The following is a 24,164-nucleotide window of genomic DNA, read 5'->3' as shown; positions in this document are numbered from 1 at the left end:
GGCCTTTTGGCCGCTAGAAGATGACGATAAATATGTCAACTTTTTGCAGCATTTAAATCAATTTTGTTAAATCGCAACAGTTTTTGACCACCAGGCGTTAACGTTTAATACGCGATTTTTCCATCATCATGCCTTTTTTGCTATCGCATGATGTTAATCATTAATGTCGACACCAATTTGCGCTACGCTTTTGGACAGATTGACGTTTTATTAACCACGTGTTTTTCGCTGTTTTTGCAAAAACAGATGTCGAACACGACTATAAATAGGTACTTCCATGTCGAGTAAGCTAGTACTGGTTCTTAACTGCGGTAGCTCTTCCCTAAAATTTGCTATCATCGACGCGACCAACGGTGAAGAACACCTCTCTGGTTTAGCCGAATGCTTCCATCTGCCGGAAGCCCGCATCAAATGGAAAATTGATGGTGGCAAACAGGAAGCAGCATTGGGTGCTGGTGCAGCACACAGCGAAGCACTGAATTTCATTGTTAATACTATTCTGGCACAAAAACCAGAGCTTTCTGCTCAACTGACTGCTATCGGCCACCGCATTGTTCATGGTGGCGAGAAATTCACCGCATCAGCTATCGTTACTGACGAAGTTATTCAGGGTATCAAAGATTCTATCCCGTTTGCACCACTGCATAACCCCGCTCACCTGATCGGTATCGCTGAAGCATTGAAATCCTTCCCGAATCTGACGAATAAAAATGTCGCGGTCTTTGACACGGCCTTCCATCAGACCATGCCGGAAGAGTCATATCTCTACGCCCTGCCGTACAGCTTATACAAAGACCACGGTATCCGTCGCTATGGCGCACACGGCACCAGCCACTTCTATGTGAGCCAGGAAGCCGCTAAAACCCTGAACAAACCGCTGGAAGAACTGAACGTTATCACCTGCCATTTGGGCAACGGTGGCTCAGTCACTGCGGTGCGTAATGGTAAATGTGTTGATACTTCTATGGGCCTGACGCCACTGGAAGGTTTGGTTATGGGCACCCGTAGTGGTGATATCGACCCGGCAATCATTTTCCACCTGCATGATTCAATGGGGATGAGCGTTGATCAAATCAACAAGCTGCTGACCAAAGAATCAGGTCTGCTGGGTCTGACTGAAGTCACCAGTGACTGCCGTTATGTTGAAGACAACTATGAAACCAAAGCCGATGCACGCCGCGCAATGGATGTGTTCTGTCACCGTCTGGCAAAATATATCGGTGCTTACACCGCGCTGATGGATGGTCGTCTGGATGCCGTTATCTTCACCGGTGGTATTGGTGAGAATGCAGCCATGGTACGTGAACTGACGCTGGACAAACTGGGCCTGCTGGGCTTTGAAATTGACCACGAACGTAACCTGGCTGCGCGTTTTGGCAAATCAGGCACCATCACTAAAGATGGCAGCCGTCTGGCGCTAGTTATCCCAACCAACGAAGAGTTGGTTATCGCACAAGACGCCGCCCGTCTGACTGCATAAGTCTCCTCAAAACACCGCAGCCTTCTGGCTGCGGTGCTACTTTTGACTAACGAGCAATCGTATAAGAGGTTTAGCCGTGTCCCGTACAATAATGTTGATCCCTACCGGCACCAGCGTTGGTTTAACCAGCGTCAGCTTGGGTGTCATCCGCTCCATGGAACAAAAAGGTGTACGCCTGAGCGTATTCAAGCCCATCGCGCAGCCACGTGCTGGCGGTGATGCACCTGACCAAACTACCACCATCATTCGTGCCAACTCCAGCATCACTGCTGCTGAGCCACTGAACATGGGTTATGTGGAAACCTTGCTGAGCTCTAACCAGCAAGACGTGTTGATGGAAGAGATTGTTGCCCGTTATCACGAAAACACCAAAGATGCAGAAGTGGTGCTGGTTGAAGGTTTAGTGCCAACGCGCAAACATCAGTTTGCCAATGCGCTGAACTATGAAATCGCCAAAACCCTGAATGCAGAGATCGTGTTTGTTATTGCCTTGGGCAATGATTCACCTGACCAATTGAAAGAGCGTATCGAACTGGCTCGTTCCAGCTTCGGTGGCAGCAAAAACAAAAACATCACCGGCGTTATCATTAACAAACTGAATGCCCCGGTGGATGATCAAGGCCGTACCCGCCCTGACCTGTCTGAAATCTTTGATGATTCCACCAAGGCCAGTGTCGCGAACATCGATCCAAAACAGCTGTTTGCCAATAGCCCGATCCCCGTTCTGGGCTGTGTGCCATGGAGCTTCGAGCTGATTGCGACCCGTGCTATCGATATGTGTAAGCATTTGAACGCGCGCATTATTAACGAAGGTGATATCAAGACTCGCCGCGTTAAGTCCGTCACGTTCTGCGCCCGCAGTATCCCGCACATGCTGGAGCACTTCCGTCCGGGTTCTCTGCTGGTGACCTCCGCAGACCGCCCAGACGTGTTGGTTTCTGCTTGTCTGGCGGCAATGAATGGTGTGGAAATCGGTGCCATCCTGCTGACTGGCGGTTATGACATTGATGAGCGCATCAATAACCTGTGCGCACGCGCCTTCCAGACTGGCTTACCAGTATTTATGGTTGATACCAACACCTGGCAGACCTCGCTGAGCCTGCAAAGCTTCAATCTGGAAGTTCCTGCCGATGACCATGAGCGTGTTGAGAAGCTGCAAAACTATGTTGCCAGCCATATTAGCAGTGAGTGGATCGACTCTCTGAGCGCCACCTCTGAGCGTTCACGTCGCCTGTCACCACCAGCATTCCGCTATGAGCTGACCGAATTAGCACGTAAAGCCGGCAAGCGCATCGTGCTGCCAGAAGGTGATGAGCCACGTACAGTTAAAGCGGCCTCTATCTGTGCTGAACGTGGTATCGCGACTTGCGTACTACTGGGTAATCCGGAAGAGATCCAACGTGTTGCTGCGGCTCAAGGTGTTGAGTTGGGTAAAGGCGTTGAAATCATCGATCCGGTTGCTGTGCGTGAGCAATATGTTCCGCGTCTGGTTGAGCTGCGTAAGAGCAAGGGCATGACCGAAGTGGTGGCCCGTGAACAGTTGGAAGACAATGTGGTTCTCGGCACGTTAATGCTGGAGAAAGGCGAAGTTGACGGTCTGGTTTCCGGTGCGGTTCATACCACCGCGAACACCATCCGCCCACCGTTGCAGTTGATCAAAACCGCACCGGGCAGCTCACTGGTCTCTTCTGTGTTCTTCATGCTGCTGCCTGACCAGGTTCTGGTTTACGGTGACTGCGCGATCAATCCAGACCCAACTGCTGAGCAACTGTCTGAGATTGCTATTCAGTCAGCTGATTCTGCGGCAGCATTCGGTATCGAACCGCGTGTGGCGATGATCTCTTACTCTACCGGTAATTCCGGTGCGGGTAGTGATGTCGAGAAAGTGCGTGAAGCGACCCGTTTGGCACAGGAAAAACGCCCGGATCTGATCATCGATGGCCCGTTGCAGTATGATGCGGCAATCATGGCCGATGTAGCTAAATCCAAAGCGCCTAACTCACCGGTTGCGGGTAAAGCGACGGTATTTATCTTCCCAGACCTGAACACCGGTAACACCACCTATAAAGCGGTACAACGTTCTGCTGACCTGATCTCAATCGGGCCGATGCTACAAGGCATGCGTAAGCCAGTTAACGACCTGTCCCGTGGTGCCTTGGTTGACGATATCGTCTATACCGTGGCGCTGACGGCTATCCAGTCTGCACAAGCTGACGCCGCCTCTTAATCTCAGGATTGAGTGCATCAGTGGTAAAAGAGACGCCAGCCTTGTGCTGGCGTTTTTGTTTGCTATATCAAAAAGTTGATTCAAGTACTTTGCCGCAGTTCGAATTTATAGCTGAAACTCTGGCTAATAGGTTCATCCGCTTCGTTGGCGTCGTCACTATCCAACAGATCAATCAGCATCTTACCGGCTTCTTTACCCATCTTTTTGTAGTCAATGCGCATTGAGGTTAAGGTCGGATGGGTTTGATCACAGCTATCTGACCCGTCGAGACAGGCCACCGCGATACCTCCTGGGATTTTGAGTAGCCGCCGCTGGCACTCGAATAACACGCCGAGCGCAATATCTTCGTGGCTACATATCACCGCGTCCAGTTCAGGTTGGCGCAACAGCATCTCCGTCAGCGCATAGCGGCCAAACTGCAAACTGGCCACCTCTGGCGTGGTGACGGTTTGATCGGCATTCTTATAGTGCTCCAGCATCGCTTTGTGCCATCCATTGAGCTGTTGGCGTTGCAAACGGTTATCCATATGCGCGCCAATATAGCCAATATGGTGATAGCCGCGCTCTAGCAAGTGGCGACTTAGCTCATAGGCGGACTCAAAAAAAGCCGCCTCAAGAGTGATTTTAGCCCCTTTGAAGTCGGAACCTACCACATTGACCGTTGGAATATTCGCCCGTTCGAGTAGTTGATAGGTTTTATCGGCCAGCTGTGAGCCGAATATCACCACTGCCGCTGGACTACTTTGCAGCAGTGTCATCAATATTTCCGCTTCTTTGCGCTGGTTATATTCATGGCAGCCCAACAATAGCTGGAACTCATTCTTATTCAGAATTTGTTGCAGCGCCTGCATAAAGCGGGAGCTGGCTTTATCGGTTAATGACGGAATTAAAACGGCGACAGTGTCGCTGTGCCCTGATGCCAATGCGCCAGCAGCACGGTTAGGAATATAACCAAGAGTTTCAACCGCTTGCTCTATCTTCTCCCGTAATTTATCTGAAACCTGCTCCGGCGTTCGCAGCGCTCTGGAAACAGTCATCGACCCTACTCCGGCGTAGTTCGCCACGTCAGATAGAGTGACCCGCCCGGTATTACGGCGCTTGCGCGTTTTTTCCATGCTGATTTCCTGCCTGATTAAAATGTCTTGTCGGGTTAAAACCAGCCCTTCCTGACTGGCTTCGACAATACATTGCATTGTATATGGCTTATTCGGAGATAGCCAAAGCCCATAAAGTGACAAATGATAGCGCTATCACAAATTTTGATAGCGCTATCAGGTAGCGCTATCAATTGAGATATCCATCACATTAATGGCAGTGATAACTATCTACTCTCAGGTTAACAGCCATCGGGAGTCATCAATATCATGTTAAAAACCCTGTTAACGCCTGACGTCATTCAAGTGCTCAGCCAGGCCAAAGATTGGCGTGATGCCATCGCGATTTCATGCCAGCCGCTGATTGATAATGGTTCAATTGAAGCGCGTTATGTTGAGGCAATTTACCGCTCCCATGAAGCTATTGGCCCGTATTACGTGGTCGGGCCGGGGATTGCCATGCCACATGCCCGCCCGGAAGAGGGAGTAAATAAGCTCTCTCTGGCATTAACCGTCATTACCGAGGGCGTCACTTTTAATGCAGAAGGGAACGACCCGGTAAAACTGCTCATCGTGTTAGCCGCGACAGACAGTACTAGTCATATCGAAGCTATTTCTCAACTCGCTCAGTTGTTCGATAACGATAACGATGTACAAGCCTTACTTAATGCCAAAACGCAGCAGGATATTTTGTCGGTCATTGCGCGTTACTAATCATGGTATTGAGTTTGGGTCATAATTTTAAGGGGAAAGAAAATGAAAATTACAGTGGTTTGCGGTAATGGTTTGGGCACCAGCCTGATGATGGAAATCAGCATCAAAAGTATTCTGAAAGAGTTGGCCGTCAGTGCAGAAGTGGATCATGTCGATCTGGGCTCAGCTAAAGGGACGCCGAGTGATATTTTCATCGGCACCAAAGATATTGCTGAGCAATTAGTGGCGCAAGCCGTTGGTGGCAAGATAGTTGCGCTCGATAACATGATCGATAAGAAAGCCATGAAAGAACGTTTGTCTGTAGCATTAACTGAATTAGGCGCGCTGTAACTGGAGGCTAGCATGGATTTCTTTCGTTTTTTAATGAGTGATGTTCTCTCCGAACCAGCAGTACTGGTCGGTTTGATCGCTTTAATCGGTTTGATTGCCCAGAAAAAACCGGTAACCGAGTGCATTAAAGGCACCGTAAAAACCATCATGGGTTTTGTTATCTTGGGCGCAGGTGCGGGTCTGGTGGTTTCATCTCTGGGTGATTTTGCCAATATCTTCCAGCACGCTTTCGGCATTCAGGGCGTCGTGCCCAATAACGAAGCCATTGTGTCTGTGGCGCAGAAGAGTTTCGGTAAAGAGATGGCGATGATTATGTTCTTCGCTATGGTAATCAATATCCTGATTGCCCGCTTTACCCCGTGGAAATTCATCTTCCTGACCGGCCACCACACCCTATTTATGTCAATGATGGTCGCCGTTATTTTGGCAACCGCCGGGATTAGTGGTGTGACACTGATTGTTATCGGTTCACTGGTGGTTGGGGTGGCGATGGTGTTCTTCCCAGCGATTGCCCACCCTTACATGAAAAAGGTCACCGGTTCTGATGACGTGGCAATCGGCCACTTCTCTACCCTGTCTTATGTTCTGGCGGGCTTTATCGGCAGCAAATTCGGCAATAAAGAACATTCAACCGAAGACATGAATGTGCCTAAAAGCCTGCTGTTCTTGCGTGATACACCGGTCGCCATCTCCTTTACCATGTGTATTATTTTCATCGTGACCTGCCTGTTTGCTGGGCCTGAAGTGGTGAAAAGCCTGAGCGGTGGCAAAAACTGGTTTATGTTCTCGCTGATGCAATCCATTACCTTTGCTGCGGGCGTGTACATCATTCTGCAAGGTGTGCGAATGGTGATTGCCGAGATAGTCCCTGCGTTTAAAGGGATCTCAGACAAATTAGTGCCTAACGCTAAACCGGCGCTGGATTGCCCGGTAGTCTTCCCATACGCGCCAAATGCAGTATTGGTCGGCTTCCTGAGCAGCTTTGCCGCTGGCCTTATCGGAATGTTCGCGCTCTATTTGATGAATATGACCGTGATTATCCCCGGTGTCGTGCCTCACTTCTTCGTCGGCGCAGCCGCCGGGGTGTTTGGTAATGCCACTGGTGGACGCCGTGGTGCTATTTTAGGTGCGTTCGCTCAAGGTTTGCTGATTACCTTCCTGCCAGTGTTCCTGCTGCCAGTTCTGGGTGATATCGGTTTTGCTAATACCACATTCAGCGACGCTGACTTTGGTGCTTTGGGTATTTTGCTGGGTATTATTGTTAGATAATCAGTGAAATAGCGGTAAGAAAGCGGCCCCCCAATGTTAGGTTGATATCCTATATTGGGGGGCCGTTCTGTTTAGGCGCTTAGTTTTTACGATTGAACGACACGCTTTTTATCTGCGCATACACCCACTGACCCGGTTTCAACCCCAGTTCGTCACGCGCCCAAGGGGTGACCCGCGCCCATAACCATTGCTCGCCAACCGCAAGTTTGACATCTACCTGCCCATCGACCTCAAGGCATTCGGCTATTTTTACCGGTAAGATATTGCGGATACTGCTGTTTTGCGGTGGCTGCAACACTAACGAGACATCGGCAGCATTGATTCGAATGCGCATTGAACCGCCCTCTGGCGCATCCAGCTTACTGACCCACAAGCGCTGATCAGCTAACGCCAGTGCGGTCATGGCATAACGTTCGTGATGACCAATCACACTCACTCGCAATATGCTGCTCGGCTCTTCGCGCTGCAACCAAGGGCGCAGTGCACTGCTGGCCCACACCTCCTCCAGCCCGCCGACAGCACGAACTTTACCGGCATCCATCACCACCACCTGATCCGCCAGCCGCAATATTTCATCCATGCTATGGCTGACATACAAAATGGGCGTGTTTACATCTTGCGCCAGGCGCTCAAGATAGGGTAGCAGTTCGCGTTTGCGCGGCAGATCCAGCGAGGCTAAAGGCTCATCCATCAGCAGCAACTCAGGGGCCGTGAGCAGTGCGCGACCAATGGCGACCCGCTGTTTCTCGCCACCGGACAGGGTCAGCGGAAAGCGGCTTAATAAGGGTTCGATACCCAGCAGGCCGACAATAGAGTCAAACTGCCCGCGCATCGAAGGAGCCATGCCGTACTGTAAGTTGCCCCGCACCCGATAATGGGGGAACAGGCGCGCATCCTGAAAAACATAGCCTACGCGGCGTTTTTCTGGTGGCAGATAAATTTGCTGCGCCACATCCACCAGCACCCGACCATTGAGCACCACTTTGCCTTGCTGTGGGCGCGTCAGGCCACCAATCACATTGATCAGCGATGTCTTACCCGCACCGGACAACCCAAAAATCGCGGTAATGCCCTGCGCCGGTAAATCCGTGGCCACCTGCAGATGCAAATCACCCAACTGTTGACTGAAATCCAGCTCTAGCATGGGACCCCCATGCGTTTTTTACCCCAACGGGCCAGCCATTCGGAGAGCAGCAGTGACACCAATGACAAAATAATGGCGATAACACACAGTCGCGCCGCCGCAGCTTCCGCTCCGGGCGTTTCAATCAGCGTGTACATCGCCAGTGGAATGGTGCGGGTCTCGCCGGGAATATTGGAAACGAAAGTGATGGTTGCACCAAATTCCCCCAGTGAGCGGGCAAAAGAGAGCACCGTGCCGGCAATCACCCCCGGTAAAGAGAGCGGCAGCGTAATAGTGAAAAACACCCGCCACGGATTGGCACCTAAAGTGCGGGCCGCAAGCTCCAAACGGGTATCGACCGCTTCCAGCGCCAGCCGGATAGCCCTGACCATCAACGGAAAAGCCACCACCGCCGAGGCCAACGCCGCACCGCGCCAACTGAAACTGAAATTGATGCCAAACCAGCTATAGAGCCATTCGCCAATAAAGCCGCGCCGGCCCATGCTGATCAATAGCAAGTAGCCAATCACCACCGGCGGTAGCACCAGTGGCAAGTGGATCACGCTGTCTAACAACGATTTACCGGGGAAACGGCAGCGCACTAAAATCCATGCCATTAAAATACCTAATGGCAAGCTGCACGCCACCGCCACACCGGAAACCTTCAGGCTAAGAATAATGGCCTGCCATTCATACTCACTCAATATCATTCGCGTGGGGTAAATCCATAATTTTTGAAAATAGTTGCCGCAGCAGGGCTTTTCAGATAATCATAAAAAGCAGTGACGGTCGGATTTTCATGGCCTTTAACTATCGCCATTGGGTATTCAACCGGCTTATGACTGGCTTCCGGGAATATCCCCACAACTTTAACTTTCTTACTGGCTATCGCATCAGAACCATAGACAATACCCAGTGGCGCTTCTGCCCGTTCGACCAGCGCCATTGCGCTGCGGACATTGTTAGCACGGGCCATTTCTGGGGCTAAAGTTGACCAGGCACCTAAATTCTCCAGTGACTCTTTGGCATAAATCCCGGCAGGAACATGGTCAGGATCGCCCACCGCTAAACGGCCGCCATCCAACAATTTTTTCCAGTCGGTTTTTTTATCAATGACCACTTTATCAATTTTGCTCTCTTGTGGCGCGATCAATACCAGCTCATTGCCTAATAAAGTATAGCGCGTATTGGCAACAATTTGCTGTTTATCAATAGCATAATCCATCCATTGCTGATCCGCAGAGATAAAGAGATCTGCGGGCGCGCCCTGCTCAATCTGGCGTGCCAGGGTGGAGGATGAGGCGAAAGAGGCGACCACATCCACCTGCTGCTCTTTTTTATACTGCGCGGCAATATCTTGCAGTGCATTGGTCAACGAGGCTGCCGCAAAAACAGTAATGTTCTCTGCAGCGAACGCGGTGCTGGAAAATGTTGCCAGCAGTGCCGCACTCGCTACCCATTTACTCACTTTACCATATTGATTTTTCATGTTGTTCTCCGCATTAATGAGGTCGCTATATAGATTGAAATATAACGTAACATCCTCAGCAGGTCATGCAGTTTATCGGCAAGATGTGAGGTAACTTGAGTTGTAACAATATGGGGAGAGATGAAGCGAAGCATAAAAACGAAAATGCCCAGCATAAGCGCCGGGCATTAAAATTCAGAATCAGATTAAGAGCGTTCTTTGGTGTGGCCGGTTTTAGAGATGATGTTAAACACCTCGCCCAGCCCATAGATCATACCCAAAATCACTGCCATCACCACGGGCACCATGACCACGGCAAAAAGCAGACTTTTCAATAAATCTAACATGCCAGCCTCTCATTACTGCTTATTGAGCGATAACCTAGATTATCACAATAACTATCATCTATCATTTGCTGTAAATTATATCAGCAATGAATGAATCCTGTTATTTTAACTAATAGCAAAAAAATGTAACCTGCCAAACGTGCGATCTGCCTATAAACAGGTAGTTAGGGCATAATACCTCTTTCCCGCTGGAGCAAAATAGACATGCAGGCAGAAATCCTACTGACATTAAAACTTCAGCAACGGCTGTTTGCCGATCCCCGCCGCATTTCATTGCTGAAACAGATACAGCACACCGGATCTATCAGTCAGGGGGCAAAACTCGCCGGTATTAGCTATAAAAGTGCCTGGGATGCCATCAATGAGATGAATACTTTGGCGGAAGAGATACTGGTGGAGCGGGCAACTGGCGGCAAGGGCGGCGGCGGCGCACATCTAACCCGTTACGGTGAGCGCTTAATTCAGCTTTATGATTTGCTCGCGCAGATCCAGCAAAAAGCCTTTGATACGCTAAAAGATGATTCGATGCCACTCGATAGCTTACTGGCCGCTATTTCTCGCTTTTCGCTGCAAACCAGCGCCCGTAATCAATTTTTCGGCACCGTGATTGAGCGCGACCACCAGCAGGTTCAGCAGCACGTCAATATTCTGCTATCAGACGGCAAAACTCGTTTATCCGCAGCAGTGACCCAACAGAGCGCCGATCGGCTGCAACTTTCAGCGGGCAAAGAGGTGTTGGCATTGATAAAAGCGCCGTGGGTAAAGCTGGTCACCGATCAGGCACTGGCGGGTGCCGCAGATAACTCACTAGCGGGGACGGTCGCCAGCATCGAACCGGGCCACGATCACAGCGAAGTTATAGTGACCTTAACTGGCGGTGCCAGTCTCTGTTCAACACAAAACAACAGTGAATTACACCAACTGAATTTACGTGTCGGCAGCTCTGTTATTGCTCAATTCAATGCTGATCGCGTCATTATCGCGACACTTTGCTAAATAATTCAGCTCAGTTATTAACCGTGAGTGTTGTATTGCTTATTGACATTCCGGCCCTTTCCGCTTATCCCTAACACTCTTATTGTGTTGCAAAATGTGGGAAGGGTGATGTCTGAGTTGCATATATCGCAAGGTTGTTTTCGCCTGAGTGACACCCGGACACTCATCGTGCCAGAGTTATCTATCTCTGTTAGTGATAAAGAATTGTCGGGCGATCAGCAACAATCTGGCGATAGTTGGGCATTTGTTGGGGCCAATGGCAGCGGAAAATCTGCACTCGCCAAAGCATTATCAGGGGAGCTAACCCTGCTAAACGGCAGCCGCCAGAGTAATTTTCACCATACGGTGCGTTTGTCATTCGAGCAGCTCCAGCAGTTAGTCAGCGAAGAGTGGCAGCGCAATAACAGTGACCTGCTCAGCGCAGATGAAGATGATACCGGGGGCACCACCGCTGAAATTATTCAGGAAGAGTGCCGGGATCCGCAGCGCTGCCAGCAGTTAGCCGGGCAATTTGGTATCAGTCACCTACTCTCACGTCGATTTAAATATCTCTCTACCGGTGAAACCCGCAAAACAGTGTTGTGTCGCGCACTGATGGCACAACCGGACCTGCTGATCCTGGATGAACCCTTCGATGGGCTGGATGTCACCGCCCGCGCGCAGCTAGCAGGCATGTTATCCACCCTCTCTGCGCAAGGTGTGACACTGATTCTGGTACTCAATCGCTTTGATGATATCCCTGATTTTGTGCAGTATGTCGGCGTGCTGGCGGAGTGCCATCTGACCCATACCGGCCCACGTCAACAGATTCTATCTGAAGCCCTGATTGCCCAACTGGCACACAGTGAAAACCTGGATGGCTTGTCGCTCCCCGAAACAGAGCATCCACAGCAGCTCGGCTTACCGCAAGATAAGCCGCTGATTATATTGCGTAATGGGGTGGTGGCGTACAATGACCACCCTATTCTGCACAACCTGAATTGGCAGGTAAATCCCGGCGAGCACTGGCAAATTATCGGCCAGAACGGCGCGGGGAAATCAACCTTACTCAGCCTGATTACCGGTGACCATCCGCAAGGCTACAGCAATGATCTGACACTGTTTGGCCGCCGTCGTGGCAGTGGCGAAACCATCTGGGATATCAAGCGTCATATTGGTTATGTCAGCAGTAGCCTGCATTTGGACTATCGGGTCAGCTCTAGTTTGCGTAACGTCATTTTGTCCGGCTTTTTCGACTCTATTGGTATTTATCAAGCTGTATCCGACCGCCAGCAACAGTTAGCCGATGAATGGCTGGCCCTGTTGGGCTTCTCTGCCTCCGCCGCCAATCAGCCTTTCCACAGCTTATCCTGGGGGCAACAACGGCTGGCATTGATCGCACGGGCGCTGGTTAAACATCCGGCACTACTGATCCTTGATGAGCCATTACAAGGTTTAGATCCGCTTAATCGCCTGTTAGTCCGCCGTTTTATCGATGTGATGATCGGCGAGGGGGAGACACAACTTTTGTTCGTTTCTCACCATGCGGAAGATGCACCACAGTGCATTACTCACCGCCTAACCTTTATTCCCGAAGGTGATATCTATTACTATCGTCAAGAGAAGTTACCCCGCTAAATCGCCTATGTTATGATCTCCTGCGTCAGCCATTATCAGTGCTGATAGTGGGTAATGAACCATTCAATAAAGGGATTATTTATGTGGGGTATCCTGGCGGCTTCGCTGCTTTTTTTATCCATTAACCGGGTTCTTGCCCTGTTTCTCCTGGCCTCTTCACTGTCGATTGCCTTTTATCACGGCGTCCTGACACTGCCCTCAGCCGCATTTTTGCTGGTGACCCTGATAGTTGCGCTGCTACTAGATAAATACCGCCCGCAGAAATGGCTGGCTGTCGGGCTGGAAACCCTGCTGGTATTGGCTTCCATCGCGCTCTTGCTACATCTGGTGCCCGGCTTTAATAATCTCAAAGTGCTGGATAAAGTCACGGTAGGGCCGCTCAGCGCGCTATTTACCATGTACTACAACCTTGATAAAGCGCTGATCCCCTTTATTTTGCTGGCTTGCCTGCCCACGCTGTTTGTTGCCAAAAATCATCCATCAATGAGCCGAATGGGCTGGATTGGATTGATTGTCAGCATGCCCGCATTGCTACTGCTGGCCGTCGCCTTGGGTGGCCTGAAGGTTGAGTTGCACACCCCAGCATGGATTGGCTCCTTTGTGGTCGCCAATCTCTTTTTTGTCTGTTTGGCTGAAGAAGCCCTGTTCCGTGGCTATTTACAGCAGCGTTTGAGTCAGTGGTTGGGTGGCTATCCGGCACTGATAATCACTGCCCTGCTCTTTGGCGCGGCACATTTTGCGGGCGGTCCACTATTAATGATATTCGCCACGCTGGCGGGTTTGATTTACGGCCTGGCATGGCTGTGGAGTGGTCGTTTATGGATAGCTGTAGCATTTCATTTCGCGTTCAATCTGCTGCACTTACTGTTCTTCACCTATCCGCTCTATTTATCGCACTAGCATTGGTTGGCGAGGTTGCCACTGATCCAATCCGCACTTTCAGCGCGGATTGGATCAGCATCACCGGCAGGACATTCCTGCTGAATTGATGGATGGGAACGCTACCACTTCAGTTATCATTGTCACCACCGAGATTTTTGTGATTTTCTGCCTATCCTTGCTCATTCCGCTGTCTTTATACTGCAACAGAGAATAAGCTGGGATAAAATTGAGTGTAAACGATTCCATTATTGAGCGCAGATCACCTTTTTGCCGATAATGGCGTGCTATCTTTCTTAGACCAAAGTCATTCGAGGAGTCTTTTATGTACGTTCTGGTAACAGGTGGTAGCGGTTACATCGGTAGCCATACCTGTGTGCAATTGATTAAAACTGGTCATAAACCAGTGATCCTCGACAATCTTTGCAATAGCAAATCCAGCGTGTTAGATCGGATAAATAGCCTAACTGGCTATACACCTCAACTTTATCAGGGTGATATCCGTGATCGCGCATTGCTCGACAAAATCTTCGCGGCTCATCCTATTCATGCCGTCATTCATTTTGCTGGCCTGAAAGCCGTGGGTGAATCGGTCAGCAAGCCATTGGAATATTACAATAATAATGTCTACGGCACTTTGGTCTTGTTGGAAGCGATGCGCGCCGCTCAGGTCAAAAACTTTATCTTCAGCTCATCCGCCACGGTTTATGGCGATCAGCCGAAAATACCTTACGTCGAAAGCTTCCCAACAGGCTCCCCATCCAGTCCCTATGGCCGCAGTAAACTGATGGTTGAGCAAATTTTGCAAGATGTGCAACTGGCTGATCCACAATGGAATATGACGATCCTGCGCTATTTCAACCCGGTCGGCGCACATCCGTCAGGGCTGATGGGTGAAGACCCGCAGGGCATCCCAAATAATCTGATGCCATTTATTGCGCAGGTTGCCGTCGGCCGTCGTGAATCACTGGCGATATTCGGTAATGACTACCCCACCCCTGATGGCACTGGGGTGCGTGATTACATTCATGTGGTCGATTTAGCCGATGGTCATGTGGCGGCGATGAAAAAACTCCACAATCAGCCCGGCGTACATATTTTCAATCTGGGTGCCGGTGTCGGCAGCAGTGTCCTGCAAGTGGTCGAGGCGTTTACCAAAGCTTGTGGCAAGCCGCTGGCCTACCACTTTGCCCCACGTCGCGAGGGCGATCTGCCCGCTTACTGGGCTGATTCGACCAAAGCCGCAGAACAGTTGGGCTGGCGCACCAGCCGCTCACTTGACGAAATGGCGGCCGATACCTGGCGCTGGCAATCCAACAATCCGCAGGGCTATCCCGATTAAGGTATTGTTATGACTGATTTTAACCCTGTGGATCATCCACATCGCAGATATAACCCACTGAGCGATCAGTGGGTGCTGGTCTCGCCCCATCGGGCCAAGCGCCCATGGCAAGGCCAGCAAGAAGCACCGGCGACGGAGAGTCTACCTGCGCACGATCCTGACTGTTTCTTATGCCCTGGTAATACTCGGGTGACGGGAGATGTCAACCCTGACTACGCCTCCACCTATGTGTTTACCAATGATTTTGCCGCGCTAATGCCCGATACCCCCGATGCGCCGCAGAGCGAAGATCCCCTGATGCGCAGCCAAAGCGCACGCGGCACCAGCCGTGTTATTTGCTTCTCACCAGATCACAGCAAAACCCTGCCACAGCTGACCCTGCCGGCACTGGAAGATGTGATTCAGAGCTGGCAACAGCAGAGTGCTGAGTTAGGTAAAATTTACCCGTGGGTGCAAGTATTTGAGAATAAAGGCGCGGCGATGGGCTGCTCGAACCCCCATCCCCATGGGCAAATTTGGGCTAATAGTTTCCTGCCGAATGAAGCTGCGCGCGAAGACCGCCTACAGCGGGACTATTTTCAGCAACATCAGTCACCAATGCTACTCGATTATGCTGAACGTGAGCGCCGTGACGGCAGCAGAACGGTGGTTGAAACCGAACACTGGTTAGCGGTGGTGCCCTACTGGGCGGCATGGCCATTTGAAACCTTGTTGCTGCCAAAGGTGCAGATATTGCGCTTAGAGGATATCTCGTCAGCACAGCGCGCTGATCTGGCTATCGCGCTGAAAAAACTGACCAGCCGCTACGACAATCTCTTCTCGTGCTCCTTCCCCTATTCAATGGGATGGCACGGCGCGCCCTATGGTATTAATCGCACTGATAGCAGCAGTGACACCGATAACAGCAGCGACAACAACGCGCACTGGCAGTTACATGCTCACTTCTACCCGCCACTACTGCGCTCGGCGTCGGTACGTAAATTTATGGTGGGTTATGAAATGCTGGCCGAGACCCAGCGCGATCTTACAGCAGAGCAGGCGGCTGAACAGCTGCGGGCAGTCAGTGATGTTCATTATCGAGAAGGCGGAGTCAAATAATGAGTTTAAAACAGCATACCCAGGCTATTTTCCGCCAACAGTTTAACCGCGACGCTGAGGTAACCATTAAAGCGCCAGGCCGCGTCAATCTCATTGGCGAACATACCGATTATAACGACGGTTTTGTGCTGCCCTGCGCCATTGATTATGAAACGGTGATCAGCTGCGGTAAGCGTGATGACCGTCAAGTTCGGGTGATTGCCGCGGATTATGACAATCAGCAGGATATTTTCTCCCTTGATGCCCCCATAGTGCCGCACCCTGAATACCGCTGGGCAGATTATGTGCGCGGCGTGGTGAAGCATTTGCAACTGCGCCATGCCGATTTTGGTGGCGCAGATTTGGTGATCAGCGGCAATGTACCACAGGGCGCGGGCCTTAGCTCCTCGGCATCATTGGAAGTGGCGGTCGGTCAGGCGCTGCAATCACTCTACCAGTTGCCGCTCAGTGGCGTGGAGCTGGCACTGAATGGCCAGGAAGCTGAAAATCAGTTTGTCGGCTGTAACTGCGGCATCATGGATCAGTTGATCTCCGCACTGGGTAAGCAAGATCACGCGCTATTGATCGATTGCCGCACGCTGGAAACCCGCGCAGTGCCGATGCCGGCCAATGTCGCGGTGGTGATTATTAACTCCAATGTGAAACGGGGTCTGGTTGATAGCGAATACAACACCCGCCGTCAGCAGTGTGAAACTGCCGCCCGCTTCTTTGGGGTCAAAGCGCTGCGCGACGTCGATCCTAATCTATTCTTCTCCATTCAGGATGAGCTAGATCCGGTGGTCGCTAAACGCGCTCGCCATGTGATTACCGAAAATGAGCGCACACTGGCGGCCGCTGCTGCACTGGCCGCTGGTGACTTGAAATTGATGGGGCAATTGATGCAGGAGTCTCATATTTCGATGCGTGATGATTTCGAGATCACAGTTCCACCGATCGATAGCCTGGTGGATATTGTTAAATCGGTGATTGGGGAGCAAGGTGGTGTTCGTATGACTGGCGGTGGTTTTGGCGGCTGTATTGTCGCGCTAATGCCAACCTCGCTGGTCGAGCAAGTTCGAGTTACCGTCGCGCGCGAGTATCCGGCACATAGCGGCGGCAGGACAGAAACCTTCTACGTATGTCAGGCCTCACAAGGAGCGGGTTTATGCTGAAAAACGACGCTGCACCGCCAGGCAGTGTTGACCAGTTAGCACCGGATGGTCACCCCTTTGCAATCACCAAGTTGCGCAATAAGTCAGGTATGAGCGTGACGCTGATGGACTGGGGTGCTACCTGGCTATCGGCGATACTGCCGCTGAAAGCGGGCGAAAAACGCGAACTGCTGCTGGGTTGCCAAACCCCCGCTGACTACCTGCATCAGGCGGCATATCTCGGTGCCACGGTTGGCCGCTACGCAAATCGCATTGCTAACGCGCAAATCACCGTGGAGGGGCAAACTCTGCAACTGATACCGAACCAAGGCCCTAACCAGCTTCATGGTGGGCCAGAGGGGTTCCATGCCCGTCGCTGGCAAAAGGTTAAGCAGGATGAGAAGCAGGTCACCTACCAACTGCATTCGCCTGATGGTGATCAGGGCTTCCCCGGCAATCTGACCGCTGAAGTACAGTATCTGTTAACCGAAGATAACCGATTAGAGATCCACTATCAGGCGCAGGTGGATAAGGCTTGTCCAGTGAATCTGACCAATCATGCTTACTTCAATCTTGATGGCGAAGGGCGTGATGTTCGGGCACACCGTTTACAGCTGTTTGCCGACCGCTACTTACCCGTCGATAGTGATGGCATCCCAACAGGCGGGTTGGCGAATGTTGAGAAAACCGGCATGGATTTCCGTCAGCCGAAAACATTGGCGCGCGACTTCCTGCAAGATCGCTGTCAACAGCGGGTGAAAGGGTATGACCATGCTTACCTGTTACACCGCACCTGTGGTGCCACAGAGAGCCCGGCGGCACATTTGTGGTCATCTGACCATTGCGTACAACTGAGTGTCTACACCACAGCTCCGGCGTTGCAGCTATATAGCGGCAATTTCCTTGGCGGTACGCCATCGCGCCATGGTGGAACCTATGCCAACTACAGCGGTGTGGCACTGGAGAGTGAATTCCTGCCCGATAGCCCGAACCACCCCGAATGGCCGCAACCAGATTGCTGGTTGAAACCGGGGAAAACCTACCACGCGACCACCGTTTATCATTTTATCGCCCTGTAACTTTTTTTATATGCGGCCGCCGACTAAGCTTAATGGCATCTGTCAGGCGGCCGGTTCCGCTGTTGCCTGCCCTTTCAGACTCCGAAATAGCTTATAACCCATGGTTAAATAAAGGGAACTCCCATCAGTATACCCAAAGTCATTGGAGTCACAGCCAGGCAGCAAGTGAGCGCATCCCGATGAGCTGACTCAAGTCAGTGATTCGGGTAAGTGAATGCAGCTAACAACCCTGTGGCTTCAAGAATAAATAAAAGATACCCAAAGTCATTGGAGTCACAGGTAGGCAGCAAGTGAGCGCATCCCGATGAGCTGACTCAAGTCAGTGATTCGGGTAAGTGAATGCAGCTAACACCCCTGTGGCTTCAAGGACGAAGGGTATTTTTGCAGAATCGATTCATCTCATACCCTTACGTTAACGTAAAAAATTGGTTATGGTTAAACACAAACGATTGCTGTTAGCGGCAATCCGGCAATATAATGATAATAGTTATCATTGAATCATTTGAGGAGTTCGAACTATGGCAGTAACAAAGCTGGTTCTGGTACGTCACGGCGAGAGTCAATGGAACAACGAAAACCGTTTCACCGGTTGGTATGACGTTGATTTATCTGAGAAAGGCCGTACTGAAGCAAAAGCAGCGGGCAAGCTGTTAAAAGACGAAGGCTTCGCTTTTGATTTCGCTTACACCTCAGTGCTCAAACGCGCTATCCACACTTTGTGGAGCATTCTGGATGAGTTGGATCAAGCCTGGTTGCCAACAGAAAAAACCTGGAAGCTGAATGAGCGTCATTACGGCGCGCTGCAAGGTTTGGATAAATCAGAAACTGCGGCTAAATATGGTGATGACCAGGTTAAGCTGTGGCGTCGCGGCTTTGCTATCACACCACCAGCACTGGACAAAAGTGATGAGCGCTTCCCAGGCCATGACCCACGTTATGCAAAATTAACCGATGCTGAGCTGCCAACCACTGAAAGCCTGGCACTGACTATCGATCGCGTAATCCCTTACTGGGAAGAGGTGATCAAACCTCGCATTGCCAGCGGCGAGCGCGTTATCATCGCCGCCCACGGTAACTCTCTGCGTGCTTTGGTAAAATATCTTGATGATCTGAATGAAGAAGAGATCCTTGAGCTGAACATCCCAACTGGCGTGCCATTGGTGTATGAGTTTGATGAAAACTTCAAACCAATCAAACACTACTATCTGGGCAACGCTGAAGAGATCGCCGCTAAAGCAGCGGCGGTTGCCAATCAGGGCAAAGCAAAGTAATTATCCCTGATTAGCGCCATTAAAAAACCCCCGTTCATCATCGATGCCGGGGGTTTTTGTTTGCCTGCCTAATCATTTACCCAGACAGTTTGGATGCAAACAGCGCTTACTGACGGCGAGCTTTCACCGCGCTAGCCAACTGACGCAGCAACACTTCCGTATCTTCCCAGCCAATACAGGCATCGGTAACACTCTTGCCGTAAGTCAGTGGCTCACTACTTTCCAGATCCTGATTGCCTTCCACCAGATGACTTTCAATCATCACGCCCATAATGGATTTTTCACCCTGAGCAATCTGGCGGCAAACATCAGTTCCCACTTCCATCTGTTTTTTGAATTGCTTGCTGCTGTTGGCATGGCTGAAATCAATCATGATTTGTGGTTCAAGGCCCGCTTTGCTTAGCCCCTCTTTAACTGCTGCAACATGTGCGCTGCTGTAGTTTGGCTCTTTGCCGCCGCGCAGAATGATATGGCAATCGTCGTTACCGGCAGTATTGACTATCGCTGAATGGCCCCATTTGGTCACAGAGAGGAAGCAGTGCGGCGCACTGGCGGCATTGATAGCATCAATGGCAACTTTAATCGTGCCATCAGTGCCATTTTTAAATCCAACCGGGCAAGAGAGGCCAGACGCCAGCTCACGGTGAACCTGAGATTCCGTGGTACGTGCACCAATGGCACCCCAGCTCATCAGGTCAGCCAGATATTGCGGGGTGATCATATCCAAAAACTCACCCGCCGCCGGTAAGCCACTATCGTTAATATCCAGCAGCAACTTACGGGCGATACGTAAACCGTCATTGATGTCGTAGCTACCATCCATATGCGGATCGTTAATCAGACCTTTCCAGCCCACCGTGGTACGCGGTTTTTCAAAATAGACTCGCATCACCACTTCCAGCTCACTTTGCAGCTCTTCACGCAGCGCCAGCAAACGGGTCGCGTACTCTTTTGCTGCCTGAGTATCATGAATCGAGCATGGGCCGATCACCACCAATAGACGGTCATCATGCGCGCGCAAAATATTGTGGATCGCTGTGCGGGTCTTGGATACGGTTTCTGCTGCATTTTTGCTGGCAGGAAACTTCTCTAACAGGGCAACAGGGGGCAGGAGTTCCTTAATTTCATTAATCCGTAGGTCATCATTCAGGTAATTCATAGCTCTTCCATTAAGTCTTGTGACGATCATCGCACAACATCTATCTGTACCAATATAGTTGAACCAATTTAGCTGGTGAATTGAACGCTGTAAATCTACTTTGTCGCTTTAGATGTTGAACACGGATTAACCTGAGTTAAAGCCAGTAAGGCAAACTCGCCCCTAAGACCTATACTCAACAACAATTTATCGGCGTAGTTAATTCACGGTTTGAATCCAACTCTACCAGCGTTAACATAAACAAACTGTTATCAGCACCTATCTCATGGTCAAAGGATAAACATGACGGCATCCTCACTTTTCCTACCAAACAGCAATAGCAAACGTCTGCTGATCGCCTTCGCTGTCACCACCACATTTATGGTCGTCGAAGCCATCGGTGGCTGGTTATCCGGCTCGCTGGCGCTGTTGGCAGATGCGGGGCACATGCTGACTGACTCTGCCGCATTATTCATCGCGTTGATGGCTGTACACTTTTCGCAGCGGAAGCCCGATTCCCGCCATACCTTTGGCTATTTGCGGCTGACGACGCTGGCCGCTTTTGTGAACGCCGCCGCATTAGTCTTGATCGTCGTGTTGATTGTCTGGGAGGCAGTCCAGCGCTTCGTCTCCCCCCATGAAATCATGGGCGGGCCGATGTTAATCATCGCCATTGCGGGGCTATTGGCGAATATCTTCTGCTTCTGGATCCTTCATCGGGGCGAGGAAGAGAAAAATATTAATGTGCGCGCTGCGGCCTTACATGTCTTGGGGGATTTATTAGGCTCAGTCGGGGCGATCATCGCCGCCGTCGTGATCCTGACCACCGGTTGGACGCCAATCGACCCTATTTTGTCAGTATTGGTCTCTGCGTTAGTGCTACGTAGCGCCTGGCGACTACTGAAAGAGAGTTTCCATGAATTGTTGGAAGGCGCGCCGCAGGAGATTGATATCGCGAAACTGCGCAAGGACTTATGCACCGACATATATGAAGTGAGAGATGTCCATCACGTTCATCTATGGCAAGTCGGTGACCAGCGGCTTATGACGCTGCATGTGCAGGTGATCCCCCCAAGGGATAATGATGAATTGCTGCAACGTATTCAGCACCATTTATTGCATCACTACAATATTGGTCACGCCACCATTCAAATGGAGTACCAGAGCTGCGAAACACCCGACTGCTCGATTAATCAGGCGACTCCGGCGGGTAGTCACCACCACCATCACTGATGGCAAACAGCCAGGCCGAAAGCTCCACAATCGGATACCTACGGCCTGATCTATGCTATTCATCAATGCTACTGCCCACCAATCCTACGATCCACCAAACTATTGAACTGGGATATTACTCACCCTGAACCGACAGCGGACGTGAATGATTCCGCGCCGCACTCTTAATCCACAACCACGAACCGTTCAGGGCAATCAGCGTCAATATTACATACTCCAGCGCCATGGCATACACCCCTTGATAGGCGAATATCGCGACACTGATCACGTCAATCACCACCCAAATCAACCAGTTTTCAACATATTTACGGGTCATCAGGATCATTGCCACAATGGACAAGACCATCATGGTGGAGTCCCAGAATGGGAAAGCATCAGGTTGCAACTCAGGCATTTGCACATTGGCACCTAAGCTCTGCATCGCCGTCACCGCCACGCGAGTCAACCAGGCAAATACGCTATCAATATGCAGTGTCATCAAGGCTATACCTATGACGCAGACCGCCGCCCAACCCAATGCCTTGGGCAAAGATAACCAGCGAATCTTCAACTCAGCCTGATTATCAGGGGTTTGTTTGCTCCAGGCATACCAGCCGTAAATATTGGCGACGAAGAAGAACAGCTGTAATAGCAAGCTGGCATAGAGCTGGATCTGGAAGAAAATCACCGCGAACAGTGTCACGTTAATCAAACCAAACAGATAGTTGATGATCTTCTCTTTGCTGGCAAACCAGATGCACAGCAACCCAAACAGCGTACCAATCGCCTCAATCCATGAAAGGTCATAACCGCCCGCACCCAGCGGAATATGCACCAATATATTGCCTGTACTGAAGAGATCCATTTGGCATCCTTTTAGCAGTCACCCTTTGTATTTGGGTATTAATAATAAGTATTAAGGCCAGTTAATCGAATTCACAACTTAAGCATTGCCTTTGATCTGCAACTTCAGCTGGTTGGCAAAATCCAACATGCGATTTAGCGGTATCAGCGCCTGCTGACGCAACTCTTCATCAACATCTATCTCGTGCATCACCCCGCCCTGCTCCAGCCCTTCAGCAATGGCTCTGAGGCCGTTCATCGCCATCCACGGACAATGGGCGCATGTTCTGCATGTCGCGCCTTCACCTGCTGTTGGCGCTTCAAATAACTCTTTATCCGGGCAAGCCTGCTGCATCTTGTAAAAAATACCGCGATCGGTTGCAACGATCAATTTCTGCTGCGGCAAGGTTTTTGCCGCCTGAATCAGTTGGCTGGTTGAACCAACAGCATCCGCCATATCGACGATCGCCTGAGGAGACTCCGGATGGACCAGCACCGCCGCGTCAGGGTGCAGGGCTTTCATACGGGTCAGTGCCTGGGTTTTAAACTCATCATGGACGATACAGGCACCCTGCCAGCATAAGATATCTGCCCCGCTCCTCTTCTGCACGTAGTTGCCCAAATGGCGGTCGGGCGCCCAGAGGATTTTCTCGCCCAAGCTATCGAGATGCTCGATCAACTCAACAGCAATACTCGAGGTGACCACCCAGTCAGCTCTGGCCTTTACTGCCGCCGAGGTATTGGCATAGACCACCACGGTGCGATCAGGGTGGCTATCACAGAAGGCGGCAAATTCATCAATCGGGCAACCTAAATCCAGCGAGCACTCGGCATTCAGGGTGGGCATCAATACTCGCTTCTCTGGATTGAGAATTTTGGCCGTCTCCCCCATAAAGCGCACGCCGGCGACCAATAGGGTCGAAGCCGGATGAGTATTGCCAAAGCGCGCCATTTCGAGGGAGTCAGCGACGCAGCCACCGGTCTCTTCTGCCAACGCCTGAATTTCGGGATCGGTATAATAGTGAGCGACTAACACGGCATCGCGTTGCTTCAGCAGTGTTTTGATTTTCTCACGGTAAAAGGCTTTTTCATCCACATCCAGAGGGACTGGCCGTGGAGGGAAAGGGTAAATAGCCGCATTCACATCAAAAATTTCGCTCATCGCTCACATCTCTGTTGCCAATCATTCCGACGCCACCAACCATTGCTGACTGCCAGTAGAATTGGTTTGTTTTTTATCCTAAACAAAATAACCAATATTTAGCGAAAAGTCGCTCGATATTGTCCGATAATGGCAAAAATGTTTAATGGAGTTAAAAATGAAGTGGAAAATAGAGTGATAGAAGGGCTGTAGGAAGATTATAGGGGGTGATATTTGGGGGCTGGAAGTAAAAATATAAATTGGAGGCTTGGGAGGAGAATGGTTCAGGCGACATAAACATAATGGTGGGCCGTGCGGGATTCGAACCTGCGACCAATTGATTAAAAGTCAACTGCTCTACCAACT

General features: G+C 50.8%; 22 protein-coding genes. 14 read left to right on the top strand and 8 right to left on the bottom strand.

The features are described 5' to 3' along the window. Nucleotides 1-277 precede the first annotated feature (277 nt). Together ackA and pta are read left to right on the top strand one after the other, a co-directional pair. Nucleotides 278-1,480 (top strand): acetate kinase, encoded by a 1,203-nt coding sequence (gene ackA / locus AACW11_RS16355; RefSeq protein ID WP_004878179.1) that lies wholly within the window; start codon nucleotides 278-280, stop codon nucleotides 1,478-1,480. A gap of 91 nt (nucleotides 1,481-1,571) precedes the next feature. After that, nucleotides 1,572-3,707, top strand: a complete 2,136-nt coding sequence (pta, locus tag AACW11_RS16350) for a phosphate acetyltransferase (protein ID WP_212584912.1) — start codon at nucleotides 1,572-1,574, stop codon at nucleotides 3,705-3,707. An 80-nt stretch (nucleotides 3,708-3,787) separates the two neighbouring features. Here the strand turns inward: pta and AACW11_RS16345 are convergent, their stop codons facing one another. Next, on the bottom strand, nucleotides 3,788-4,822 hold the full coding sequence (locus tag AACW11_RS16345; RefSeq protein ID WP_212584911.1) for a LacI family DNA-binding transcriptional regulator: 1,035 nt from the start codon (nucleotides 4,820-4,822) through the stop codon (nucleotides 3,788-3,790). 249 nt (nucleotides 4,823-5,071) lie between these two features. Here AACW11_RS16345 and AACW11_RS16340 point away from each other — a divergent pair, with 249 nt between their 5' ends. Genes AACW11_RS16340 through AACW11_RS16330 form a run of 3 tightly spaced genes read left to right on the top strand, consistent with a single transcriptional unit; the run spans nucleotide 5,072 to nucleotide 7,114 of the window. Then, nucleotides 5,072-5,515 carry a PTS sugar transporter subunit IIA gene (locus AACW11_RS16340; RefSeq protein WP_212584792.1) on the top strand — a complete coding sequence of 148 codons (444 nt, stop codon included), beginning with the start codon at nucleotides 5,072-5,074 and terminating at the stop codon, nucleotides 5,513-5,515. Nucleotides 5,516-5,557: 42 nt separating this feature from the next. Further along, nucleotides 5,558-5,845: a PTS sugar transporter subunit IIB gene (locus AACW11_RS16335; protein WP_004877260.1), complete on the top strand. Its 288-nt coding sequence runs from the start codon at nucleotides 5,558-5,560 to the stop codon at nucleotides 5,843-5,845. A 12-nt stretch (nucleotides 5,846-5,857) separates the two neighbouring features. After that, complete coding sequence (locus AACW11_RS16330) at nucleotides 5,858-7,114, top strand: PTS ascorbate transporter subunit IIC (protein ID WP_005277900.1); 1,257 nt, start codon at nucleotides 5,858-5,860, stop codon at nucleotides 7,112-7,114. A gap of 79 nt (nucleotides 7,115-7,193) precedes the next feature. Here AACW11_RS16330 and modC read toward each other — a convergent pair whose 3' ends face one another. From modC to AACW11_RS16310, 4 genes are all read right to left on the bottom strand, one after another. Beyond that, nucleotides 7,194-8,258, bottom strand: coding sequence for a molybdenum ABC transporter ATP-binding protein ModC (gene modC, locus AACW11_RS16325; RefSeq protein ID WP_212584791.1), 1,065 nt, complete (start codon nucleotides 8,256-8,258; stop codon nucleotides 7,194-7,196). Further along, nucleotides 8,252-8,947: a molybdate ABC transporter permease subunit gene (gene modB / locus AACW11_RS16320; RefSeq protein ID WP_048619714.1), complete on the bottom strand. Its 696-nt coding sequence runs from the start codon at nucleotides 8,945-8,947 to the stop codon at nucleotides 8,252-8,254. The genes modC and modB overlap by 7 nt, the downstream gene beginning before the upstream one ends. Further along, on the bottom strand, nucleotides 8,944-9,726 hold the full coding sequence (modA, locus tag AACW11_RS16315) for a molybdate ABC transporter substrate-binding protein (RefSeq protein WP_212584790.1): 783 nt from the start codon (nucleotides 9,724-9,726) through the stop codon (nucleotides 8,944-8,946). The genes modB and modA overlap by 4 nt, the downstream gene beginning before the upstream one ends. A 185-nt stretch (nucleotides 9,727-9,911) precedes the next feature. Continuing rightward, the gene (locus tag AACW11_RS16310) at nucleotides 9,912-10,052 is read right to left on the bottom strand and encodes an AcrZ family multidrug efflux pump-associated protein (protein WP_005158974.1); all 141 of its coding nucleotides are present in this window, start codon (nucleotides 10,050-10,052) and stop codon (nucleotides 9,912-9,914) included. 204 nt (nucleotides 10,053-10,256) lie between these two features. On the opposite strand from AACW11_RS16310, the gene modE reads away from it, so the two are divergent. The 8 genes from modE to gpmA all read left to right on the top strand — a co-directional run bounded on the left by modE (nucleotide 10,257) and on the right by gpmA (nucleotide 19,464). Further along, entirely contained in the window at nucleotides 10,257-11,048 is a 792-nt protein-coding gene (modE, locus tag AACW11_RS16305; RefSeq protein WP_212584789.1) for a molybdenum-dependent transcriptional regulator, read from the top strand. Between the two features lie 108 nt (nucleotides 11,049-11,156). After that, complete coding sequence (modF, locus tag AACW11_RS16300) at nucleotides 11,157-12,665, top strand: molybdate ABC transporter ATP-binding protein ModF (RefSeq protein ID WP_212584788.1); 1,509 nt, start codon at nucleotides 11,157-11,159, stop codon at nucleotides 12,663-12,665. Nucleotides 12,666-12,746: 81 nt separating this feature from the next. Further along, nucleotides 12,747-13,565, top strand: a complete 819-nt coding sequence (locus AACW11_RS16295; protein WP_212584787.1) for a CPBP family intramembrane glutamic endopeptidase — start codon at nucleotides 12,747-12,749, stop codon at nucleotides 13,563-13,565. Between the two features lie 304 nt (nucleotides 13,566-13,869). Next, a complete protein-coding gene (galE, locus tag AACW11_RS16290) occupies nucleotides 13,870-14,886 on the top strand; it encodes a UDP-glucose 4-epimerase GalE (RefSeq protein WP_212584786.1) in 1,017 nt (338 codons plus the stop codon). Between the two features lie 9 nt (nucleotides 14,887-14,895). Then, a complete protein-coding gene (gene galT / locus AACW11_RS16285; protein ID WP_212584785.1) occupies nucleotides 14,896-15,984 on the top strand; it encodes a galactose-1-phosphate uridylyltransferase in 1,089 nt (362 codons plus the stop codon). After that, nucleotides 15,984-17,135 carry a galactokinase gene (gene galK / locus AACW11_RS16280; protein ID WP_212584784.1) on the top strand — a complete coding sequence of 384 codons (1,152 nt, stop codon included), beginning with the start codon at nucleotides 15,984-15,986 and terminating at the stop codon, nucleotides 17,133-17,135. The genes galT and galK overlap by 1 nt, the downstream gene beginning before the upstream one ends. Further along, the gene (galM, locus tag AACW11_RS16275; protein ID WP_212584783.1) at nucleotides 17,129-18,193 is read left to right on the top strand and encodes a galactose-1-epimerase; all 1,065 of its coding nucleotides are present in this window, start codon (nucleotides 17,129-17,131) and stop codon (nucleotides 18,191-18,193) included. The genes galK and galM overlap by 7 nt, the downstream gene beginning before the upstream one ends. A gap of 518 nt (nucleotides 18,194-18,711) precedes the next feature. Beyond that, the gene (gene gpmA, locus AACW11_RS16270; RefSeq protein WP_004877283.1) at nucleotides 18,712-19,464 is read left to right on the top strand and encodes a 2,3-diphosphoglycerate-dependent phosphoglycerate mutase; all 753 of its coding nucleotides are present in this window, start codon (nucleotides 18,712-18,714) and stop codon (nucleotides 19,462-19,464) included. 106 nt (nucleotides 19,465-19,570) lie between these two features. Here gpmA and aroG read toward each other — a convergent pair whose 3' ends face one another. Continuing rightward, entirely contained in the window at nucleotides 19,571-20,623 is a 1,053-nt protein-coding gene (gene aroG / locus AACW11_RS16265; RefSeq protein WP_212584782.1) for a 3-deoxy-7-phosphoheptulonate synthase AroG, read from the bottom strand. Nucleotides 20,624-20,905: 282 nt separating this feature from the next. Between aroG and zitB the strand changes: the two genes are divergently transcribed. Beyond that, complete coding sequence (zitB, locus tag AACW11_RS16260; RefSeq protein ID WP_212584781.1) at nucleotides 20,906-21,835, top strand: CDF family zinc transporter ZitB; 930 nt, start codon at nucleotides 20,906-20,908, stop codon at nucleotides 21,833-21,835. A gap of 115 nt (nucleotides 21,836-21,950) precedes the next feature. On the opposite strand, the gene pnuC is transcribed toward zitB, so the two are convergent. Together pnuC and nadA are read right to left on the bottom strand one after the other, a co-directional pair. Then, nucleotides 21,951-22,679, bottom strand: a complete 729-nt coding sequence (gene pnuC / locus AACW11_RS16255; protein WP_212584780.1) for a nicotinamide riboside transporter PnuC — start codon at nucleotides 22,677-22,679, stop codon at nucleotides 21,951-21,953. A gap of 78 nt (nucleotides 22,680-22,757) precedes the next feature. After that, the gene (nadA, locus tag AACW11_RS16250; RefSeq protein ID WP_212584779.1) at nucleotides 22,758-23,819 is read right to left on the bottom strand and encodes a quinolinate synthase NadA; all 1,062 of its coding nucleotides are present in this window, start codon (nucleotides 23,817-23,819) and stop codon (nucleotides 22,758-22,760) included. Between the last annotated feature and the right edge of the window lie 345 nt (nucleotides 23,820-24,164).

Origin of the sequence: Yersinia sp. Marseille-Q3913 (assembly GCF_963892745.1) — a bacterium.
GTDB classification, from domain to species: domain Bacteria; phylum Pseudomonadota; class Gammaproteobacteria; order Enterobacterales; family Enterobacteriaceae; genus Yersinia; species Yersinia bercovieri.
This window is presented reverse-complemented; position numbering and strand designations above follow the sequence as displayed.

Excerpts from the sequence above, each read along its gene's own strand:
- ackA (WP_004878179.1), top strand. The coding sequence starts at position 278 with ATGTCGAGTAAGCTAGTACTGGTTCTTAACTGCGGTAGCTCTTCCCTA.
- pta (WP_212584912.1), top strand. The coding sequence starts at position 1,572 with ATGTTGATCCCTACCGGCACCAGCGTTGGTTTAACCAGCGTCAGCTTG.
- AACW11_RS16345 (WP_212584911.1), bottom strand. The coding sequence starts at position 4,822 with ATGGAAAAAACGCGCAAGCGCCGTAATACCGGGCGGGTCACTCTATCT.
- AACW11_RS16340 (WP_212584792.1), top strand. The coding sequence starts at position 5,072 with ATGTTAAAAACCCTGTTAACGCCTGACGTCATTCAAGTGCTCAGCCAG.
- AACW11_RS16335 (WP_004877260.1), top strand. The coding sequence starts at position 5,558 with ATGAAAATTACAGTGGTTTGCGGTAATGGTTTGGGCACCAGCCTGATG.
- AACW11_RS16330 (WP_005277900.1), top strand. The coding sequence starts at position 5,858 with ATGGATTTCTTTCGTTTTTTAATGAGTGATGTTCTCTCCGAACCAGCA.
- modC (WP_212584791.1), bottom strand. The coding sequence starts at position 8,258 with ATGCTAGAGCTGGATTTCAGTCAACAGTTGGGTGATTTGCATCTGCAG.
- modB (WP_048619714.1), bottom strand. The coding sequence starts at position 8,947 with ATGATATTGAGTGAGTATGAATGGCAGGCCATTATTCTTAGCCTGAAG.
- modA (WP_212584790.1), bottom strand. The coding sequence starts at position 9,726 with ATGAAAAATCAATATGGTAAAGTGAGTAAATGGGTAGCGAGTGCGGCA.
- AACW11_RS16310 (WP_005158974.1), bottom strand. The coding sequence starts at position 10,052 with ATGTTAGATTTATTGAAAAGTCTGCTTTTTGCCGTGGTCATGGTGCCC.
- modE (WP_212584789.1), top strand. The coding sequence starts at position 10,257 with ATGCAGGCAGAAATCCTACTGACATTAAAACTTCAGCAACGGCTGTTT.
- modF (WP_212584788.1), top strand. The coding sequence starts at position 11,157 with ATGTCTGAGTTGCATATATCGCAAGGTTGTTTTCGCCTGAGTGACACC.
- AACW11_RS16295 (WP_212584787.1), top strand. The coding sequence starts at position 12,747 with ATGTGGGGTATCCTGGCGGCTTCGCTGCTTTTTTTATCCATTAACCGG.
- galE (WP_212584786.1), top strand. The coding sequence starts at position 13,870 with ATGTACGTTCTGGTAACAGGTGGTAGCGGTTACATCGGTAGCCATACC.
- galT (WP_212584785.1), top strand. The coding sequence starts at position 14,896 with ATGACTGATTTTAACCCTGTGGATCATCCACATCGCAGATATAACCCA.
- galK (WP_212584784.1), top strand. The coding sequence starts at position 15,984 with ATGAGTTTAAAACAGCATACCCAGGCTATTTTCCGCCAACAGTTTAAC.
- galM (WP_212584783.1), top strand. The coding sequence starts at position 17,129 with ATGCTGAAAAACGACGCTGCACCGCCAGGCAGTGTTGACCAGTTAGCA.
- gpmA (WP_004877283.1), top strand. The coding sequence starts at position 18,712 with ATGGCAGTAACAAAGCTGGTTCTGGTACGTCACGGCGAGAGTCAATGG.
- aroG (WP_212584782.1), bottom strand. The coding sequence starts at position 20,623 with ATGAATTACCTGAATGATGACCTACGGATTAATGAAATTAAGGAACTC.
- zitB (WP_212584781.1), top strand. The coding sequence starts at position 20,906 with ATGACGGCATCCTCACTTTTCCTACCAAACAGCAATAGCAAACGTCTG.
- pnuC (WP_212584780.1), bottom strand. The coding sequence starts at position 22,679 with ATGGATCTCTTCAGTACAGGCAATATATTGGTGCATATTCCGCTGGGT.
- nadA (WP_212584779.1), bottom strand. The coding sequence starts at position 23,819 with ATGAGCGAAATTTTTGATGTGAATGCGGCTATTTACCCTTTCCCTCCA.